Origin of the sequence: Ruegeria sp. 6PALISEP08 (genome assembly GCF_001238295.1) — a bacterium.
Lineage (GTDB): Bacteria > Pseudomonadota > Alphaproteobacteria > Rhodobacterales > Rhodobacteraceae > Ruegeria.
Genome location: NZ_LGXZ01000002.1, coordinates 89,372 through 108,002, shown reverse-complemented (window position 1 = coordinate 108,002; position 18,631 = coordinate 89,372). Strand labels below are relative to the sequence as shown.

Here is an 18,631-nt window from a genome sequence, read left to right as displayed (position 1 = left end):
GCAGAACGTTGGGAACCCAAATTCGCTAAAATAAGCTGACTGTATTGCTCGTTCTGAGTGTCCGCTCCGGGCTCGGAGCGGTGATCTGAGTCGTTCTATCGGATGACCGCGAAGGAGTGGATAGAGTACATTGCTTGGTAACTTCCATTAACGGCTACCAAGTGACTCGGCCACAACAGCAGAATTGCCCATGTCGCATCGCGCTCGGCGTTGTTGACGGCGATGGCAACAATCCTGCATCACCGACGTTGCAGGATAACAGCAGTCCACAAGGCGATGTTCAAGCTTTCAGGAGCCTATTGATAATGAGCCAGCTTGCTCAAACAATTAGGTTTTGTGCGACAATCTTCGTGACCTCATCCAAGGTCTGCTGATCGCCGGGAATTAGGTGACCATAGTGGTCGAGCGTGAAGGCTACAGAACTATGACCGGCTAGTACCGAGGCCTCTTTAATTCGTCCTGCCCTGACCAGCACCGAAACAAAGAAATGCCGCAAGCCGTGGAGACCATGATCCGTTATTGGCGGTTTGAGTTGTTGCCTGCGTTGATCATTTACGCGCTTTAGCAATGGTTTCCAGAACTTGTTTTTTACGTTGTTGTAGTCCAATGGCTGACCTGTTCTGGTTGGAAACACCCAACCCTCATTAGTTGCGGGGCAGGCAAGTCGCCATTCGGCGAGTGCTGGGCGAACAGATTGTGGAATAGGAATTGTGCGCCGGGCGTTTCTTGTTTTTGTCTTACCGACTCGTTCTTTCAGTGATTTGTTTTTGCGTACACGATCGACTTTTCGTTTTACAGTAACCGCCGAGAAGCCCACACCGAAATCACTCCATTGCAATCCAAGGCATTCTGAAATTCTACCGCCGGTCATCCGAAGAATGAGAAATAGCGGATAGTACCTGCGATAGGTTCGCGCGATACGGATGTCATCGGACCTGTAAAGACTACGGGCCATTTCATCTAGATCCGCAATCTCTTGGTCGGAGGGGATGCGAATAGTTTTCATGTCTTCTTGCTCGCTCCAGTCTAATTTTATTTTCACTCCCTGAGCAGGGTTTGAGAACACGGCATCGAGTAATACCGCATATCCTAGGATAGCTTTCGCAAGGTTTAGAGCGTGCTTGGCGGTGCTGCGGCTCGGACAGTTAGCAATCAAGTAGTTTCGAAATTCCCGCATTCTTGCTTTGTCTATGTCGCAAAGTGAAATCGGGCCAAGTTGTGGGTTGATCCAGCAGCGAAGATAAGACTCGTACCCGTCGATTGTCGACGACCCCAAGGCTGTATCGCCATCGCGGCCCACAGAACTGTTACTAATGTATTTCGCTGCGAATTTTTCAAAAGTGGTGTAGCCGTGTGCGATTGCCTTGTCGCGCAGTTCTGTTGCCAATCGCTCCTTAGCCAACTGTTTTGCTGCCCGCGCGGATTTGGCCGTGACCCGCGTCCTCTTGCCACTAGGCGTGTAGTAGGCCTGCACCCAATAACTGTTTCCATTTACGATTTCGATCCGCGGGTCACCGGAAAGGCGAGCTTTCATTTTGGACAACTCTTCACCTCAAACATGGACAATGAATAAAGCCAACTACCAAAATATCTCTGAGTCAATGTCCGTAAATATTTGTCTTTAAACAGAAAAATTTACATTTTTGTCATTTATTGTGACCAAGTCTTTGAGCGATCTCCATTTAAAACAACAATGACAAAAGTACTTACAAAATCTACTGCCCAAATTGCTGCCCAAAGTTTTTTTCCGAATCATTTAGTGATTTGAAATACAGAAGACTCCCTCGAAGTTCGGGGTCTCTTGTGGATCCAAAGGTCCCCTGTTCAAGCCAGGGAGGCGGTACCATTTCTCTTAAAAATGGTTTGTTTTTCGCAAGACTGCACGCGTTGAGCCGTTGGTTTGATTTTGACCGTGAGGCGACAGGCGCGCTGTGTCTCAGCGCGCCAGATTCAGCCGAAAGCGCATCTTGGTCTGTCTGGCGGCTGGAAGGTGCCGGTTCAGGCGCTTGTTGATCATGCCAAATCCCCAGACGATCACCAATGTCAGCAGGATGAAGTAGAACGCCAGAATCGGATAGGGAACGAATGGGTTGAACGTTTTGTCGGCAAAGTAGCTGGCGTAATACAACGCGTCTCCGCGTTGTTGCCAGGCTGGGAAAGCCGAGAAGAAGACCAGTGTGGTGGCGTGGAACAGAAAGATCGCCTCGTTCGTGTACGCCGGCCATGCCAGTCGTAACATCGTCGGCCAGACGATCCGGCGGAAGCGGGCCCAGCCAGACATGCCGTAGGCATCCGCAGCCTCGATATCACCTTTGGGGATCGAGCGCAGTGCGCCATAGAAGATCTCGCCTGAATAGGCGGCGGTGTTCAGGAACAGCACGATCAGCGCGCCCAGCCAGGCCGAGGTGAACGCGTCAAACATCGGGTAGGATTTCTTCAGCGACAGGAAGAAGAAGTAGGCAAAGAAGAACTGGATAAACAAGGGCGAGCCGCGAAACAGGAAAATGAACCACTCCGAGGGCTTGCGCAGCCATTTGTTCTGCGATGCTTTGCCAACCGCCAGGGCGGTGGCAAAAAGGAACCCGGTCGCCAGTGCCATGATACCGAAATACACGTTCCAGATCATGCCCGACCCGATCAGAGTGAACTGTTCGCACAAGGTGAAGTCGTTCTTGGGAAGCAGGCGTTCGCCAATACCAAGAGAACGGAGGCCATAGTCATGAATGGTCTGCAAGCAGCTCATGCCGTGGTCTCCTTGCGCAGAAGTTCACCGCCCGAGGTGGCTTGTCCATGCGACAGCTTACGCATCAGTTTTTCCAATCCGATCTCGGACACGCGGGTCATGCCAAGATAGAAGACAAGCAGGAACAGGAAGTACCACATGCGCCAGTCTCCGTGCGGGTATTGGGTAAACTTGGACGTCTTGGTGCCGCCCAGTTCGCGCGCCCAGTAGACGATGTCTTCGATGCCCAGCAGGAACAGCAGCGGCGTGGCTTTGATAAGCACCATCCAAAGGTTCGACAAACCGGGCAGGGCGTAGACCCACATCTGGGGCACAAGGATTCGCCAGAATGTCTGGCGACGGGACATGCCATAGGCTTCGGCGGTTTCAAGCTGTGCGTGCGGAACAGCCCGCATCCCTCCAAACAAGACGTTGGCGGCAAAGGCCCCGAAAACGATTGAGAAGGTGATGATGGCCAGAAAGAACCCATAGGTTTCATGCACCCATTCCGGGGCAGTACCCAAGGGCAGTTTGGCCGCCTGACAGACGATGAAGTCATTTCCCTGACGGATCGGGTCGGTCCATTCCGGGCACAGGATTTTATGCCGCGTCCATTCGAATGCCTGATCCAAGGCAATGACAAAAAACAAGAAGAAAGCGATGTCCGGAACACCACGCACAATGGCGATGTATCCTTTGCCCAGCCAGCTCAGCGGCGGAAAATGCGACCGGGCTGCCATTGCCCCCATAAATCCAAACGCCAAAGCAACAGGCGCGGTCACGGCCAGCAATCCCAACACCTTGAGAAATGACAGGTAGAAGGAAAAGTGAACACCGTTGGTCAGGTAACAAGAGAACCAACGGAGTGTTCCGAGCGTGTCAGGATCAGCGCAGTAGGAAAACATGTAGCGTCTTTCGAACGTCGTGCCCGCTTAGCTGCCGGGCGAGGTTCGGCGCAACAGGCGCGCCGAACCGCTGTTTGATGCGGTTTAGTTTGTAACGACTGAACCGTCAGCGTTGTAGGTCGGAACGCCTTCGCCAAACCATTTGCCGATTAGCTCGTTCAGTGTGCCATCCGCTTTCATCGAAGTGATCGCTTCGTCGAACTTGCCACGCAGTTCGCTATCCGATTCACGGATGCCCAGGCCGATACCACCGCCCAGCGGGACATCATCGCCTACGAAAATCAGCTCACCGCCCGATTCGTCGACGATCGGCACCAGAAAGTCTTTGTCAGCAAAGACGGCATCGGCTTCGCCATTGCGAACGGCTGCGATGGTTTCTTCCGGGGTTGCGAACTCGACCAGGGTTGCACCCGATTCAGCCACGTGACCGGCCTGAATGGTCGCGGTTTGCGCCGCAACGATACCGCTGGCGACATCAACGCCTTCCGCTGCGCCTACATAGGCCGAAGCCGCAGGCGGGAAGTAGTTCTGAGTAAAGTCGATGACTTCGTCACGCTCGTCGGTGATCGACATGCCCGCGATTATGGTGTCGTAGTTGCCTGAGACCAGGTTCGGGATGATCGAATCCCAGTCGTTCTTGACCCATTCGCATTCCAGGTTTGCGCGCTTGCACAGCTCGTCGCCGACCTCACGCTCGAATCCGTCAATCTCACCAGCATCGTTGATGAAGTTGTACGGAGGGTAGGCGCCCTCGGTGCCCATGCGGACCGTGTCGGCCATGGCGATACCGGCGGTCAACGCCAGTGCTGCGGTGGACAAAATCAGGTTTTTCATTGGTTACTCCCCAGTTTGGTTCTGTTTTGATTTTAAGCCGCCTGAGTGGCGGAGAGAAAGCCCCGAAGCCGTTCGGATTCGGGTGACGTAAAGATATCTTCGGGTGTGCCTTCTTCTTCGATCAAGCCCTGATGCAGGAAGACGACGTGGCTTGATATGTCGGCAGCCATTTTCATGTCATGAGTCACGATGATCATGGTGCGCCCTTCGGCGGCCAGATCTTTGATCACCTTGATGACCTCTTGTTCAAGCTCGGGGTCCAGCGCCGAGGTTGGTTCGTCGAACAGCAGCGCCTCAGGCTCCATACACAAGCCGCGCGCAATGGCGGCACGCTGCTGCTGACCGCCGGACAATTGGGCGGGGTAGACGTCGCATTTGTCGCCGATGCCGACCTTCTCCAGATACGCGCGTGCGCTGTCTTCGACCTCGGCCCTATCGCGGCCCAGGACGGTTACGGGGGCTTCCATAACGTTCTGGAGGATGGTCAAATGCGCCCAGAGATTAAACTGCTGAAACACCATCGACAGATTGGTGCGAATGCGCAAAACCTGTTTGGAATCCGCCGGGCGGCGTCCGTGATGGGTTCCAGTCCACTGGACCGGTTCGCCCTTGAACAGAATCTCACCCTGCTGGCTGTCTTCCAGCAGATTGCAGCACCGCAGCAATGTCGATTTTCCCGACCCTGATGAACCGATCAGCGAAACCACGTCGCCGCGATGAGCTGTGATATCCACCCCCTTCAACACCTCGAGATGACCGAAGCTTTTGTGAAGGTCTTTGATTTCGATGACGGGAGCGGTTTCTGTCACGGGCAATCCAGTGGTTGGTGGTGTTGGTGCGGTACTAGGGCTGAAAAAAAAGGTCAATGCAATGCGCAAAAGACAGAATCAAGACCTCAAACGCTCAAAATGACCAAATGCGTTCGACAATTTGATCAACTGACTGAATGTAAAGCTTTTGGGGTAGGCGGGTTGGGAACAGACAGGTAATCGGCAGGTGGGATATCGATCAGTCCTCTGAGATGCAGCTGTTGCCGATCTCCTTCCTCCAGCCCGTCGATAGCCGCACGCACCGCGCGTGCAATCCGGGCGGCATCCTGCCCCTGTGCGGTAATGTAAGGCAGCGCTGGGGTCGGCGAGGTGCCTGTCAGACCTTTCAGGTGTTCACCCAGATCAGTGTGTTCTTGCAGCAGGTGCCATGTCAGCGCATCCAGCGCGGCATAATCAGCGTTCCCTATGGCCACAGCCTGTGCTGACAGGGCGTGCCCACCCGTTTCCATCAAGATCGCAGGACGCAGGTTCATCAGTTTCATATGCGCTATAGGGGCTGCCCAACCGGACTGAGACAGCGCCTCGTTATATGCAAAGGTACCGTCCGCCAGATCTTTCAGGTCACGTGTATCATCTCTGCGTGTGACGAAGACCGAGTTATAGTATCCGGCCGGGCAATCGGGCAGGTCGTAATCCGGCGTTCCCACCAATTGGACCTGACCATGCAACCGGGTTCGGTAGGGCATCCCGCATGTCTGCGCCAGAATCAGACCCGGGTCCTGCCATACGTCCCACATATTATGATCGCGGGTCAGTCGATCTGGACCAAAGCTCAGATCATCGCGTATCAGGTTCCAGAAACGATCATGAGCTGCTTGAAGCGCAGGCATGTCATACATGCCCAGCATCGCAATCACGACTTTGCAGCCCTTTGACGCGCCAAGGCCGAATCCACGTCACTCACGCCCAACAGGCTGACCACAAGGCGCAGCAATGAATCCTCTTCGCCTGTGCGATGACCGTCAGCCAATGCCACGGACCACAACGCCTGTACCACGGCCAGCCGATCCTCGTACGCGACGGCTTCCTTGATGGCGCGGGTAAAGCGAACCGTGTCTGGGGCTTCGGCCTCCAGATCTTCGGCGCGGGCGCGCAATGCGGCGCTTTCGAATGGGGACAACCCATATCGTTCTGCCGAGATACGGTCGATGCGCGCCATCTCGGTATCAGAGTAGTCATTGTCGGAACGTGCCAAACGTACCAATAGGGCCGTCAATGCAAGGCGGGCGTCATCTTCGACAAGCGGGGCGGGTTGAGGCTGCGTGAGCCTGGAAAGAAATTCACTGAACATGGGTTAGATATAGCGAGCGTCTAACTTACATCCAAGCGGCTTTGAACGCGTTCGCGTGCGGCTTGGCTGTCATTGAAGCTCAGCCCCATGGCAACGCGGGCTTCTTCGACGATCTTCATCTCGCCCTCATCCGTGCTGCCATCGGCCAGAACAACTTCCCATAATGCATCCAGCGCGGCCAGACGCTCTTTCAGGTCCGTTGTCTCCCGGATCAGCTTGCCAAAAGTGTCGGTATCGGGCGCCGCGGCATGAAGCTTTTCGCAGGTGGCCCGCACTTTGGCTGCCTCGATCGCGTTATGCTGATAAAGACGGGCCAGAATCTTATCGATCAGACTGATCTCTTCCAGTTTGTAATCCCGATCCGCCTGCGCCACACGCACCATAAGCGCGCCCAGGGCAAGCTCGGCGTCGGGATCTGGCAGGTGTTCATGTTGAGGCGGCCTGAGCGCCTGAAGAAACTTTTTCAACATAGGATCAGGTTATTCCATATTTTGTGGCTCGCCAAGCGAAGACTACCCGTCATAGCCCCGAATGATCACAAGATCGCCGATCAATACGGGTTTGGGCAGCACTCTGATGCACCGCACAGTTAGGTTCAGCCAAAAGGTGAAAAAACTGTCTTGAAGGCAATCCCAAGCCTGTTGGGGCGATTAGCCCCGGTATTGCAGGGCGGTTTGTGCCTGCTCAGTCAGCCATTTGATCATCTGCCGGTAAGGGACAGGCCCATAACTGATGCGCGCTACGCCCAGTTCAGCCAGCTTGGAAGAATCAGGCGTCCCAGGGAGGGCGATGATGTTCACGGGCAGGTCGGTTGTTGTGCACAAACGACCAATAAGGGATTCGCCTTTCAGGCCGGGAGCAAAAAAACCACTGGCTCCGGCCGCTTCATAGGCAGCAGCGCGGGCGATGGCGTCGTCCAGCATGGCCTCATCATGGGCCTCAGCGGAAGCTTTGAGAAAGAGATCCGTGCGTGCATTGACGTAAGCGGAGATGCCCGCGCTTTCGCACGCCTCACACATGGCTTCGACGCGCTTGGCCTGAACCGCCACATCGTAAAGCCCCGCACCTCCGATGATCTGATCTTCGAAGTTGAAGCCAACCACACCGCAATCCAGAGCGCGCTTCACATTTTCTGAGATCCCCTGCGCGTCTTCGGCATAAGCGCCTTCGAAATCCAGTGTAACCGGCAGATCGACCGCAGATACAATGCGGCGGGCGTTGTCCAAAGCGGCGTCAATCCGGATGTTTTGTCCGTCGCTGAACCCTTGAGCCATGGCAACCGGGGCGCTGCCGGTCGCAATCGCCTGTGCGCCAGCATCCCGCACTGCGCCCGCGCTGCCTGCGTCCCAGATGTTGAAAAGGATGACCGGATCGCCTTTTCTGTGAAGGCTGGTGAAGGTCTTCGCGTTCTGGATCTGGTTGTTCATCGGAACTCTCCTGTTGTCGTCTGGGCAACAGTTAGCCACTTGCAAGACAGGGGAATAGAGGTTTTTCGGCCCCACACGTCACTTTGAATAGACGACACAGGCTTTGCAGGCACGCTCCGTAGACCCTTAGCTGCCTGTGTCGTCTGATAGGTTGGTTCGATAACCGTCAGGCTTGGTCTGCCACACCGGAGACGAATTTTGCACTGAAGTTGGAATCGCCAAGACGTTTCAGCAGGCTCAGCTGAGTTTCCAACCACTCTTTGTGCCCTTCTTCTTCCAACAGGATGCGTTCGAAGAGGGTGCGTGAGCCGACATCTCCGGCCTCAGCGGCCTGTAGCGCGGCTTTGGTATAGAAATCGACGGCCTCGGTTTCGTCCTTCAGGTCGGCAGAGAACATCTCTTCCAGAGAACCTGCTGCTGCCGGGCTTTTTTGAAACTCAAGCTCGGGTACGCCGCCAAGGAACAGAATGCGCTCAATGAACGCGTCAGAGTGGCCCAATTCTTCCTGCATCTCGCCGCGCATTTTTTCGGCCAGAATATCCAGGCCCCAATCCTCCAGCACATGGGCGTGCAGCTGGTACTGATGCGCCGCCGTCAGCTCCATATGCAGCGCTTGTTGGAGGTTTGTGATCGTTGTTGCGTTGCTCATCGGAAATCTCCTGAATCTCTGAACTGCATCCAAACTGCGAAGCAGAAACTCCGCATCCTCATACAGTTAAGAGATCAGCCCCCACAAAACAACGCGGGGGCGACAGTCCGACACAGCGGGATATCAAACCAGACGCGAAGTGTCTTTTGCTGCGCGCACGAAGTCGCGGAACAGCGGGTGCGGATCAAACGGCTTGGACTTGAGTTCCGGGTGGTACTGAACGCCGATGAACCAGGGGTGATCCGACCATTCGACAATCTCCGGCAACCGGCCATCTGGCGACATGCCCGAGAAGTTCAGGCCTGCTTTCTCAAGCTGCTTACGGTACTTGATGTCCACCTCATAGCGGTGACGGTGGCGTTCTTCGATCTGGGTGTTGCCATAGACGTCAGCAACTTTCGACCCTTCGGCCAGTACCGCGTTGTAAGCGCCCAAACGCATGGTGCCGCCTTTGTCGTCGCCGACTTTGCGTTCAACCTTGTGATTGCCCTGTACCCATTCTTTCAGGTGGTAAACCACAGGTTCAAAACGCTTTTTACCGGCCTCGTGGTCGAATTCTTCCGAGCCTGCTTCTGTGATTCCCGCCGCATTCCGAGCGGCTTCGATCACGGCCATCTGCATACCCAGACAGATACCCAGATAAGGCACCTTGTGTTCGCGCGCATACTGAGCGGCCTTGATCTTGCCTTCGGTGCCACGCTCGCCAAACCCGCCGGGTACGAGAATGGCGTGGAAGCCTTCCAGATGCGGTGCGGTGTCTTCGGTGTCGAACACCTCAGCATCGACCCACTCGACTTTCACCTTCACCCGGTTGGCCATACCGCCATGGGTCAACGCCTCGGCAATCGATTTATAGGCGTCTTCGAGCTGTGTGTATTTGCCGACGATGGCGACCTTCACTTCGCCTTCTGCGTTGTGAATACGGTCGCTGACGTCTTCCCACTTGGCCAGGTCGGGTTTCGGGGCGGGGCTAATCTGGAACGCGTCCAGAACGGCCTGATCCAATCCTTCACGGTGATAGGCCAGCGGAGCGTCATAGATCGTGGAAAGGTCCTGCGCCGCGATCACGCTGTCGGGGCGGACGTTACAGAACAGGGCCAGCTTTTCGCGTTCCTTGGTCGGGATCGGACCCTCGGACCGGCACACCAGAATATCAGGGGCCAGACCAATCGAGCGCAACTCTTTCACCGAATGCTGAGTTGGTTTGGTTTTCAACTCGCCTGAAGCTTTGATGAATGGCAGCAGCGTCAGATGCATGAAAAGACATTGCCCGCGCGGTTTGTCCTGGCTGAACTGTCGGATGGCTTCAAAGAAGGGCAGGCCTTCGATGTCGCCGACGGTGCCGCCAATCTCACACAGCATGAAATCAACCTCATCCTCGCCAATGGCGATGAAGTCCTTGATCTCGTTGGTGACGTGCGGGATGACCTGAATGGTCTTGCCAAGGTAATCGCCACGGCGCTCTTTCTCGAGCACATTCGAGTAAATGCGCCCCGAACTGACCGAGTCGGTCTTGCGCGCGGCTACACCGGTGAAACGTTCATAGTGGCCAAGGTCCAGATCGGTTTCGGCCCCATCGTCGGTGACGAACACTTCGCCATGTTCAAACGGCGACATCGTGCCAGGATCGACGTTCAGATAGGGGTCCAGTTTGCGCAGGCGTACCGAGTATCCCCGCGCCTGCAACAGCGCACCCAAAGCCGCCGAAGCCAGTCCTTTGCCCAAGGACGAAACCACACCACCAGTGATGAAAATAAAACGCGCCATAGTTTTTCGGCTGCTCCCGTGAGACGTCAAAATCAGCTGCCCGGCGGTTCCGAAAAACCGCTGCACCACGGGACTTCACATATAAAGGATTCGCGCCAATAGCGCAAGAGAACCGCAAGATGCTGTTGCAGTTCTCTTTCTTGTTTCTAGGTTTTGTGGATCAGTCCGCCTGCGGGATCAGTGGCGCGTTGTCGCCCTGTGCCGGCGGCAGAAGGTCATCTGCCGACGGAATCGCCGGAGTGCTTTCTTCGGTCGAAGCCGGCGCCTGACCACCCAGACGATCAATCACCGAGCTGCCCGAGGACTTCTGAGCGGCCAGAATGGTCAGCGTGACTGAAGTCACGATGAAGCACGCAGCCAAAATCCATGTCACCTTGCCCAAAGCGGTTGCCGCTGCACGGCCTGTCATGGCGCCACCGCCGCCACCGCCCATACCAAGGCCACCGCCTTCGGACCGCTGCATCAGAACAACGGCAATCAGGCCCAAGGCCAACAGAAGGTGGATGATGAGAACGACGTTTTCCATGGTGGTCCTGTACAGCGTGACGTGTATCGCGAGGTACTTATGCAAGTTTGCCAGCGGGGGCAAGTCAGGAGTTCGCATCACGACGCGTGATACATCTTATCACGGTAAAGGGACTGGACAGAACGCCGTAGCGTAACGCAGGCTGCGGCCCATGCCACATGACGATCACGACCACCCGCACGCTTTACTGCCGCCGGAACCTGCTTTGCGAGTAAAGGCACTGGAAACGATTCTGACCCGCAAAGGGCTGATCGACCCGGCGGCACTGGATGAAATCATTGACACTTATCAGAACAGGATTGGCCCACAGAACGGTGCGCGCGTCGTTGCCAAAGCGTGGAGCGACCCGGCTTTCAAGGCGGCCTTGCTGGAAAACGCCACGCCTGTGGTGGCTGATCTTGGCTATTATGGTCGGCAGGGTGAACATATGGTTGTTGTCGAGAACACGCCAGCCCAGCACAACATGGTCGTCTGCACCTTGTGCAGCTGCTACCCGTGGCCGTTGTTGGGTATCCCGCCCGGCTGGTACAAGTCGGACGCCTATCGTGCCCGAGCCGTGCGTGAACCGCGCAAAGTGCTGGCCGAGTTTGGCGTCACCTTGGCTGAGGGCACGTCAGTGCGGGTCTGGGATTCGACCGCCGAGATTCGCTACCTCGTTCTGCCGATGCGTCCCGAAGGCACAGATGGGATGAGTGAAGACGAGCTTGCCGTACTGGTGACACGCGACAGCATGATCGGCACCGGCCTTCCCAAGGTGCCCTCATGACGCGCGTTCATGACATGGGGGGGCGTTTTGGGGATGGGCCGATAAACCCTGAAGCAGAAGACGCGCCGGTTTTTGCCGAGGAGTGGCACGCTCGAGCCTTGGCAGTGACACTCGCGTCCGGGTTTCTGGGGCAGTGGAACATCGATGTTTCCCGCCATGCGCGCGAACGGCTGTCACCCAAGGATTACACGCGGTTTTCGTATTATGAGAAATGGATGTCGGGACTGGCCGATTTGTTGGTCGAGAACGGAGTATTGACCCTTGAAGATCTGCGTGGTGGTGGAGAGAACGAACCTCACCCGCTGGCTGATAAAATGCTGAAAGCGGAAGCTGTGTCCGCGGCATTGGCGAAAGGTGGTCCTGCAGACAGGCCCTCAAACATCGCGGTGCGCTATTCTGTCGGGCAAGAAGTTGTCACGACTCGGCGTGCAGCGAATCGCCTTGTAGATGGCGGTCATACGCGCCTGCCGATCTATGCATCTGGCGCCAAGGGGCGCATCTTACGCCTGCACGGAACCCATGTTCTGCCCGATTCCAATGCGCATGGTTTGGGCGAAGCGCCTGAACCGATCTTTGCGGTGGTTTTCCCGGCGTCGGAACTTTGGGCCAGCCCTGAACACCCTGATGACGAAGTGGTGCTGGATCTGTGGCAAAGCTATCTGGAGCCGGCATGAGCGATTGCATCACCCACAGCGCGCCAGAGCCTGTCTTCGCTGAACCCTGGCACGCGCAGGTCTTTGCCGTCACAGTTGCGCTGAACGAGGCAGGGCGGTTTGACTGGCCAGACTGGGCAGCACGTTTTTCGGACACACTTAAACGCAATGGCCTTGATCGGGAACTGGATGGTGGCGACGACTATTTCCATGCTTGGCTGGAAACGCTTGAGTGTTTGCTGGCCGATCAGGGCACCGCTCTACCTCAGGATGTGAAAGACCTGCATCAGGCGTGGGAAGAGGCTTATCTGACGACACCCCACGGGCAACCGGTGCATTTGCGTTAATGTCGGGAAGGGGGCTCTGCCCCCGCCGCCCATTCGGGCGACTCCCCCGGGATATTTCCAGCCAGATGAAGCAAGGGATCCTTTCTTCATCTGGCTTCAAATATCCCCGCCGGAGGCATCGCGCGTTCGCGCGATTTTCATCTGCGGCGAAATATCGGTTTCCCTGCCGTTTGCGCACCGCTATACGAGCCGGGTTTGGTAATTCAGCACAAAAGGACCGGATATGGCCAACGTGGTTGTTGTCGGCGCCCAGTGGGGTGACGAAGGAAAAGGCAAGATCGTCGACTGGCTCAGCGAACGGGCGGACGTGATCGCGCGTTTTCAGGGCGGGCATAATGCCGGTCACACGCTGGTCATTGACGGGGAAGTCTACAAACTGAACGCGTTACCTTCGGGTGTCGTGCGCGGCGGCAAGCTGAGCGTCATCGGCAACGGTGTTGTGCTGGACCCCTGGCATCTGGTCGGGGAAATCGCTTCGATCCGTGAGCAGGGTGTCGAGATCAGTCCGGAAACACTGATGATCGCTGAAAACACACCGCTGATTCTGCCCATTCATGGTGAGCTGGACCGCGCCCGTGAAGAAGCCGCGAGCAAAGGCACCAAAATCGGAACCACTGGTCGCGGTATTGGGCCGGCTTACGAGGACAAGGTTGGCCGTCGGTCCGTTCGTGTTGCTGATCTGGCTGACGAAGCGACGCTTGAGGCACGTGTCGACCGCGCGTTGCAGCACCATGATCCGCTGCGCAAGGGGTTGGGGATTGAACCAGTTGACCGCGATGGGCTGATCGCTCAGTTGAAAGAGATCGCGCAGCAGATTCTGCCGTTCGCGGCACCCGTCTGGAAAGTGTTGAACGAAAAACGCAAAGCCGGCAAACGTATCCTGTTTGAAGGCGCGCAAGGTGCATTGCTGGACATCGACTTCGGAACTTATCCGTTTGTGACATCTTCGAACGTGATAGCCGGGCAGGCGGCGACAGGTGTGGGTATTGGACCGGGATCTGTGGATTTCGTGTTGGGCATCGTAAAAGCCTATACCACTCGTGTGGGTGAGGGGCCGTTCCCGACCGAGCTGGACGATGATGATGGTCTGCGCCTCGGAACCCGTGGGCATGAGTTCGGCACTGTCACTGGCCGCAAACGTCGCTGTGGCTGGTTCGATGCGTGTCTGGTGCGGCAAACCTGCGCGACCAGCGGTGTAAACGGCATCTCGTTGACCAAACTCGATGTTCTGGACGGCTTTGAAACGCTGAAAATCTGCACAGGGTATGAACTGGACGGCGAACGTTTGGATTATCTGCCCACGGCAGCTGACCAGCAGGCGCGCTGTACCCCGACCTACGAAGAAATGCCTGGTTGGAGCGAATCGACCGAAGGCGCGCGCAGTTGGGCCGATCTGCCTGCCAACGCGATCAAGTATGTGCGACGGGTCGAAGAACTGATCGAATGCCCCGTGGCGCTTCTGTCCACTAGCCCGGAGCGGGACGACACCATTCTGGTGACCGACCCCTTTGCTGACTGATGACCGAGGAAAACAAACCAGGTCTAAGCTATAAGGCGCGCCGCCGGTGGTCGCTGGTGATCCTTGTTGTTGGACTGCCACTTTATATTGTGGCGGTGGTGACAGTTGTGAACTGGCTGGAGCGCCCCCCGATCTGGGTGGAGCTTCTGGTCTATATCGTTCTTGGCATTCTTTGGGCTCTGCCGTTCAAGTTCGTGTTTCGCGGCGTCGGGAAAGAAGACCCGGATCAGTCCTGAGCCTGTTGTGAAGTTTACACATGGTTTGGCCAGCTTAGCACTGCGCGCGTAAACGCGCGGTACTCGCTTGTGATTTCTTTCGCCATGCTGAAGGGGGTCGGCCATGGGGTGGTCAGAGTAGCCTCAACCTGACCTGGCACAAGTGCTAGCTCTGCATTGTGTTTCTCGGCCAGGCGTCGCATTTTTTGATTGGTTGCAAGGCATAGCATGTGAACTTCTCTGACCCCTCTGTTTTGAGCTACCGTAATGAGGCGTGACAACAAAGCATCCCCAATCCCCTGATCCTGCCAAACTTTTTCGACAGTAAAGGCGGCTTCCGCGGCGTGGTGTTTATGATCAGGTATCAAACGCAACTCTCCTACACCACGCAGGCAAGAATCCGGAAAGGCTCCGAATATCAATGCTGCGTTCGCAAACATGTTGGAAATGTAGTGTCGCAATCCCTCAGGCTGAACAGGTGTACCAAAGCGTGACAACAAAACATCTTCATCCAAGCTGTTGAAATGGTTTGTAACTAAGGCTTGGTCGTATTTTCGAAGTCGGCGAATTATGACGTCTTGCATAGCGTTTCCTCTGTCTGAAACGGGCATGATGACGAGATTTCTGCCGTAAGAGTATATCACAATTCTGCACTGCAGCATAAATTGTTGGTTGACGCTGCCTAAAAAGTTTTTCCAACTCGCATTTCCGTGGGAGCGACAAAAAAGGGCCGGGGTTTACCCGGCCCTGCTTGTCTGTTGGCGCGTCACTTAACCAACTGCGCGCTCATCATCTGGACGGAAGCCGATCAGGTTGGATGCGGCGAACCGGCCACCGCCAGCTTTTTCGATTTTTCCATCGCGCAGCAGCTGACCGAATGAACGCAGGCTTTCTTCGCGATTGAACTCATCCTGTTTCAATGAGCGGACCTTGTTCATCAGCTGCGGACGAGAGAACTGTTCCTGGCCTTCGATGAAGGAAAGATAGGCAGCGGCTGCTTCCAGAAGGTCGGGCAGCGATTGTGCGCCCTGGTCCTGTGCAAACTGTGCAAAGCCGCCTTCTTCCGATCCGGTATCGTCCAAATCCGAGGTTACGCGGCGCGGCATAACCGGTCCGGTTGGTTGGCTTTGGTCGTCGACACGCTGCTCTGCCACCAGTTTAAGCGGGGCAGGTGCATCCGTTTCCGGGCGTGCACTTGTCACCTTCACCTCGGGGCGGCGGGGGCTGACTACGGATTCAAGGTCGCCGCGATATTCCTCATCCTTCGAGGACGCAGTGGCTTTGTCATCAAGTTCGGCTTCGGTCGCGGCAACGGCTGTGCGCAGGTGCGAATAGGTTTCCCGCGCATCGCTGCTGGACGGGTCGTCCATATGTTCGCCTGTTTTGGCCATCAGACGCAGAACGTCCTGATCGGGATCTGCATCGTCGGTCAGCCTCTGGCTGGAACGAACGGCAAAACTGTCTTCGATATCGGAAATCTCGCTCAGCAGGTTTTCTTCATCCTCAGCGGTCAACATGCCCTGCTTAAGATCTTCATCCGCGTCATCTGCGACCTCGTCCGCAGTTTCGATGGCCACATCTTCGACGTTAAGGATGTTCGGGACGTCTTCTTCGTCAAATTCGTCCTCAGTTTCCTGTTCCACGTCCGCAAGCAGTTCTTCGGCGGGAAGCTGCTCCATTTCCGAAGTGTCTTCCAGATCGTCAACTTGCACGTGCTCGGGGGTCAGAGGCACGGGCAAATCGTCGGTTTCGAACGTTAGGATTTCGTCGGCTTCGATGTCCTGTGCTTCAGTAGGGGCTTCGGCGGTCAGGTCATCTGTTTCTTCGGCTTCAGGTTCATCGACAACATATTCTTGCGGTTCTTCGGCCTTGGGTTCTTCGGGTTCAGCAAAGTCCTCAGCGTTGAGAGCGCCGGCTTCAAACGCTGCCGCGACAGCGTCAACAGGGGGCTGGGGGTTGGTCAGCAGCGAAGTATCCTCGTCTTCGGAATAGGCCGCGGGTGGGACGTCTGAATGAGAAACAACGGCCCGAATGCGCTGCAGCTTTGCGGCGATGCTGTCGGCTTCCGGAGGAGGTGTGTCTCCAACTGGTTCCACCTCTGCGAAGCTGGTTTCGGCCGGGCTTGGCTGTCCGTGAGTCGGCGCGGTTGCAGCGGGCATCGCGGCTGCTGTTTGCGGGGCTGGATCCTGATGGGTGACAGTTGCAGCGGTTGCGGGCGTCTGTGTCGCGCGCAGCAAAAGGCCGGAGTCGTTCTGACTGGCTTCAACGCGCTGCGACGCGTCGCGCCGGGCTATGTGGGCCAGCATCTCGGCATCAGGTTGAGGGGGTTCCGAGCCGAAATAGCGGTCATCCGCTGCAAGATCGCGAAAATACTCGGCGATGGCTTTCATCGTCTCAAAGGAATCGTCAAATCCTTCCAAAGTGCAGGAGAAGGTTCCGTAAGAAACTGTCAATACCTTGTTATTCTGTACCATCAGACGCACGTCCTTTACAAACTACGAGAGCCAACTTACCCGGAATCGGGAGCACACATCGGCTCTGAACATCCTGCATGAATCTATCATTTTGTGGTCTTAATGTGTCCAAAACCGGGAAATATGACCAATCTTAGTAAATTTGAGCCAATTGTACGCTCTAATGATCCAATTGGGTTGTTTGGAGGGGGATTTGTCGGGCCTGATGACCTGAATCTGGTGCTGAGCCGCGTCAAGTCCGTCGTCGCGGCCGATGGTGGGGCATCTGTTTTAACAGAATCAGGTCATATCCCCGATGCTGTCATCGGAGACTTCGATTCGCTTGATGCCGAGGCCAAGGCAAAAATACCGTCGGAGCGGCTTTTTCCGATCCGCGAACAAGACAGCACCGATTTCGACAAGGCGCTGCGCAGCGTGCAGAGCCCGGTGATCTTGGGAGCAGGTTTTCTGGGGGGGCGGCTGGATCATCAGCTTGCGGTTTTGAATACCCTGATCCGAAGGCAGCATCAGACGTGCATTCTGCTGGGCGAGGATGAGGTGGTCTTTCACGCACCCCCCCGGATCCGCTTGCCAGTTGACCCCGGGGACGTGGTATCGCTGTTTTCAATGCGCTTGGTGACCGGCCGCAGCACCGGGTTGGAGTGGCCAATTGATGGGTTGCAGTTCGAACCGGACGGTCAGATGGGGACGTCCAACCGTGCGCTGGCCGAGGTTGAACTGCAAATGGACGGGCCGGGACTTTTGGTCATGATCCCGCGTGCCGCGCTGGACCCGCTTATGCAGGTGTTTCTGTCGGGGCAGACCGGGCGGTGGCCCGTTCGCGCAGAATAACGTAGAGCCCGGCGGCGATTGTGATGGCGATTCCTATCGCTGCAAGTCCGTCTGGCAGGTCGCTGAAGATCATCCAGCCGATCAGCGTTGCAACAGGGATTTCCAGATATTGCATCGGAGCCAGTGTGGCAGCGGGCGCATAGCGCAAGGACCATGTCATCAGCAAATGGGCAATCGTTCCCAATGCTCCGATCGCAAACAGCAGCCAGTACATGTCAGGACCGGGAAGGATCACTGAGATCTCCCAGATATCCAGCTGCGTACCGACCAGCAGAACCGGGGCCAATATGAGCGTGGCAAAAACGCCCGAGACGGCCTGCAAAGACACAGGGTCGGTCTCTTTCGCGATTTGCCGAGTGACCAGCATGAACAAGGCAAAGACAACAGCGACGATCAGGGGCAGCAGGGCGGGGGCGCCAACCTCGGCAAAGCTGGGTTGGATGACAAGCAACGTGCCCGCGAATCCAACGATACAAGCAGCCAGGCGGCGTATGCCAACCTCTTCCCCGAGAACGAACTTGCCCAGTAGCAGCATAATGAAGGGCATGACAAAGGCGATTGCGATGGCGTCGGCCATTGGCAGAAACTTCAACGCGCTGAACATGGCCGTGATCCCAACGATGTGCAGCAGCGTGCGGATCACCGTCAGGCGCAGGATGCGCCCGCTCATCCGCCAGGGCCGCCCGGTCAAAACAATCAGAGGGATCAGAACCAGGGCCTGCGCAGCAAAGCGAACTGTTACCAGCAAGCCCAACGGGGTGGTCTCGCCCAACAGCTTGGCCATCGCGTCGCCCAATGGGGCGAGGACGCAAAAACCAAGCATCAAGACGATGCCAAAGACGGGGCGATCGTGGGTCATGTCGGCGACGCTATCC

At 56.3% G+C, this 18,631-nt stretch carries 21 protein-coding genes; 6 read left to right on the top strand and 15 right to left on the bottom strand.

From position 1 onward, the window contains the following. Positions 1–319: 319 nt before the first annotated feature. From ALB80_RS03635 to secG, 12 genes are all read right to left on the bottom strand, one after another. Positions 320–1,534 carry a site-specific integrase gene (locus ALB80_RS03635; protein ID WP_050602672.1) on the bottom strand — a complete coding sequence of 405 codons (1,215 nt, stop codon included), beginning with the start codon at positions 1,532–1,534 and terminating at the stop codon, positions 320–322. 402 nt (positions 1,535–1,936) lie between these two features. Continuing rightward, positions 1,937–2,743, bottom strand: coding sequence for an ABC transporter permease (locus tag ALB80_RS03630; protein ID WP_050602671.1), 807 nt, complete (start codon positions 2,741–2,743; stop codon positions 1,937–1,939). Further along, positions 2,740–3,627, bottom strand: coding sequence for an ABC transporter permease (locus tag ALB80_RS03625; protein ID WP_050602670.1), 888 nt, complete (start codon positions 3,625–3,627; stop codon positions 2,740–2,742). The genes ALB80_RS03630 and ALB80_RS03625 overlap by 4 nt, the downstream gene beginning before the upstream one ends. A gap of 84 nt (positions 3,628–3,711) precedes the next feature. Beyond that, positions 3,712–4,461, bottom strand: coding sequence for a transporter substrate-binding domain-containing protein (locus tag ALB80_RS03620; RefSeq protein ID WP_050602669.1), 750 nt, complete (start codon positions 4,459–4,461; stop codon positions 3,712–3,714). A 32-nt stretch (positions 4,462–4,493) separates the two neighbouring features. Continuing rightward, positions 4,494–5,270, bottom strand: coding sequence for an ABC transporter ATP-binding protein (locus tag ALB80_RS03615; RefSeq protein WP_050603008.1), 777 nt, complete (start codon positions 5,268–5,270; stop codon positions 4,494–4,496). Positions 5,271–5,395: 125 nt separating this feature from the next. Continuing rightward, positions 5,396–6,148 (bottom strand): phosphate/phosphite/phosphonate ABC transporter substrate-binding protein, encoded by a 753-nt coding sequence (locus tag ALB80_RS03610; RefSeq protein ID WP_050602668.1) that lies wholly within the window; start codon positions 6,146–6,148, stop codon positions 5,396–5,398. Next, complete coding sequence (locus tag ALB80_RS03605) at positions 6,145–6,582, bottom strand: TerB family tellurite resistance protein (protein ID WP_050602667.1); 438 nt, start codon at positions 6,580–6,582, stop codon at positions 6,145–6,147. Before ALB80_RS03605 ends, ALB80_RS03610 begins: the two co-directional genes overlap by 4 nt. Positions 6,583–6,602: 20 nt before the next feature. Further along, positions 6,603–7,052 carry a TerB family tellurite resistance protein gene (locus ALB80_RS03600; RefSeq protein ID WP_050602666.1) on the bottom strand — a complete coding sequence of 150 codons (450 nt, stop codon included), beginning with the start codon at positions 7,050–7,052 and terminating at the stop codon, positions 6,603–6,605. Positions 7,053–7,232: 180 nt separating this feature from the next. Continuing rightward, positions 7,233–8,009 (bottom strand): isocitrate lyase/phosphoenolpyruvate mutase family protein, encoded by a 777-nt coding sequence (locus ALB80_RS03595; RefSeq protein ID WP_050602665.1) that lies wholly within the window; start codon positions 8,007–8,009, stop codon positions 7,233–7,235. 166 nt (positions 8,010–8,175) lie between these two features. Beyond that, complete coding sequence (locus ALB80_RS03590; protein ID WP_050602664.1) at positions 8,176–8,658, bottom strand: bacterioferritin; 483 nt, start codon at positions 8,656–8,658, stop codon at positions 8,176–8,178. A gap of 123 nt (positions 8,659–8,781) precedes the next feature. Then, positions 8,782–10,425, bottom strand: a complete 1,644-nt coding sequence (locus tag ALB80_RS03585) for a CTP synthase (protein WP_050602663.1) — start codon at positions 10,423–10,425, stop codon at positions 8,782–8,784. A gap of 160 nt (positions 10,426–10,585) precedes the next feature. Continuing rightward, a complete protein-coding gene (gene secG / locus ALB80_RS03580; RefSeq protein WP_050602662.1) occupies positions 10,586–10,951 on the bottom strand; it encodes a preprotein translocase subunit SecG in 366 nt (121 codons plus the stop codon). A gap of 151 nt (positions 10,952–11,102) precedes the next feature. Between secG and nthA the strand changes: the two genes are divergently transcribed. From nthA to ALB80_RS03555, 5 genes are all read left to right on the top strand, one after another. Further along, positions 11,103–11,717, top strand: a complete 615-nt coding sequence (gene nthA / locus ALB80_RS03575) for a nitrile hydratase subunit alpha (RefSeq protein ID WP_050602661.1) — start codon at positions 11,103–11,105, stop codon at positions 11,715–11,717. After that, the gene (gene nthB, locus ALB80_RS03570) at positions 11,714–12,391 is read left to right on the top strand and encodes a nitrile hydratase subunit beta (RefSeq protein WP_050602660.1); all 678 of its coding nucleotides are present in this window, start codon (positions 11,714–11,716) and stop codon (positions 12,389–12,391) included. The genes nthA and nthB overlap by 4 nt, the downstream gene beginning before the upstream one ends. Next, positions 12,388–12,717 carry a nitrile hydratase accessory protein gene (locus ALB80_RS03565; RefSeq protein ID WP_050602659.1) on the top strand — a complete coding sequence of 110 codons (330 nt, stop codon included), beginning with the start codon at positions 12,388–12,390 and terminating at the stop codon, positions 12,715–12,717. The genes nthB and ALB80_RS03565 overlap by 4 nt, the downstream gene beginning before the upstream one ends. A 223-nt stretch (positions 12,718–12,940) precedes the next feature. Next, entirely contained in the window at positions 12,941–14,236 is a 1,296-nt protein-coding gene (locus ALB80_RS03560) for an adenylosuccinate synthase (protein ID WP_050602658.1), read from the top strand. Continuing rightward, complete coding sequence (locus tag ALB80_RS03555; protein WP_050602657.1) at positions 14,236–14,472, top strand: DUF2842 domain-containing protein; 237 nt, start codon at positions 14,236–14,238, stop codon at positions 14,470–14,472. The genes ALB80_RS03560 and ALB80_RS03555 overlap by 1 nt, the downstream gene beginning before the upstream one ends. Before the next feature lie 14 nt (positions 14,473–14,486). Here the strand turns inward: ALB80_RS03555 and ALB80_RS03550 are convergent, their stop codons facing one another. Next, the gene (locus tag ALB80_RS03550; protein WP_172677853.1) at positions 14,487–15,035 is read right to left on the bottom strand and encodes a GNAT family N-acetyltransferase; all 549 of its coding nucleotides are present in this window, start codon (positions 15,033–15,035) and stop codon (positions 14,487–14,489) included. 186 nt (positions 15,036–15,221) lie between these two features. Further along, positions 15,222–16,925, bottom strand: coding sequence for a hypothetical protein (locus ALB80_RS03545; protein ID WP_050602655.1), 1,704 nt, complete (start codon positions 16,923–16,925; stop codon positions 15,222–15,224). A 123-nt stretch (positions 16,926–17,048) separates the two neighbouring features. On the opposite strand from ALB80_RS03545, the gene ALB80_RS03540 reads away from it, so the two are divergent. Then, a complete protein-coding gene (locus ALB80_RS03540) occupies positions 17,049–17,756 on the top strand; it encodes a thiamine diphosphokinase (RefSeq protein ID WP_050602654.1) in 708 nt (235 codons plus the stop codon). Here the strand turns inward: ALB80_RS03540 and ALB80_RS03535 are convergent. After that, entirely contained in the window at positions 17,701–18,615 is a 915-nt protein-coding gene (locus ALB80_RS03535; RefSeq protein WP_050602653.1) for a DMT family transporter, read from the bottom strand. The two genes, ALB80_RS03540 and ALB80_RS03535, sit on opposite strands and share 56 nt — an antisense overlap. Positions 18,616–18,631 lie beyond the last annotated feature (16 nt).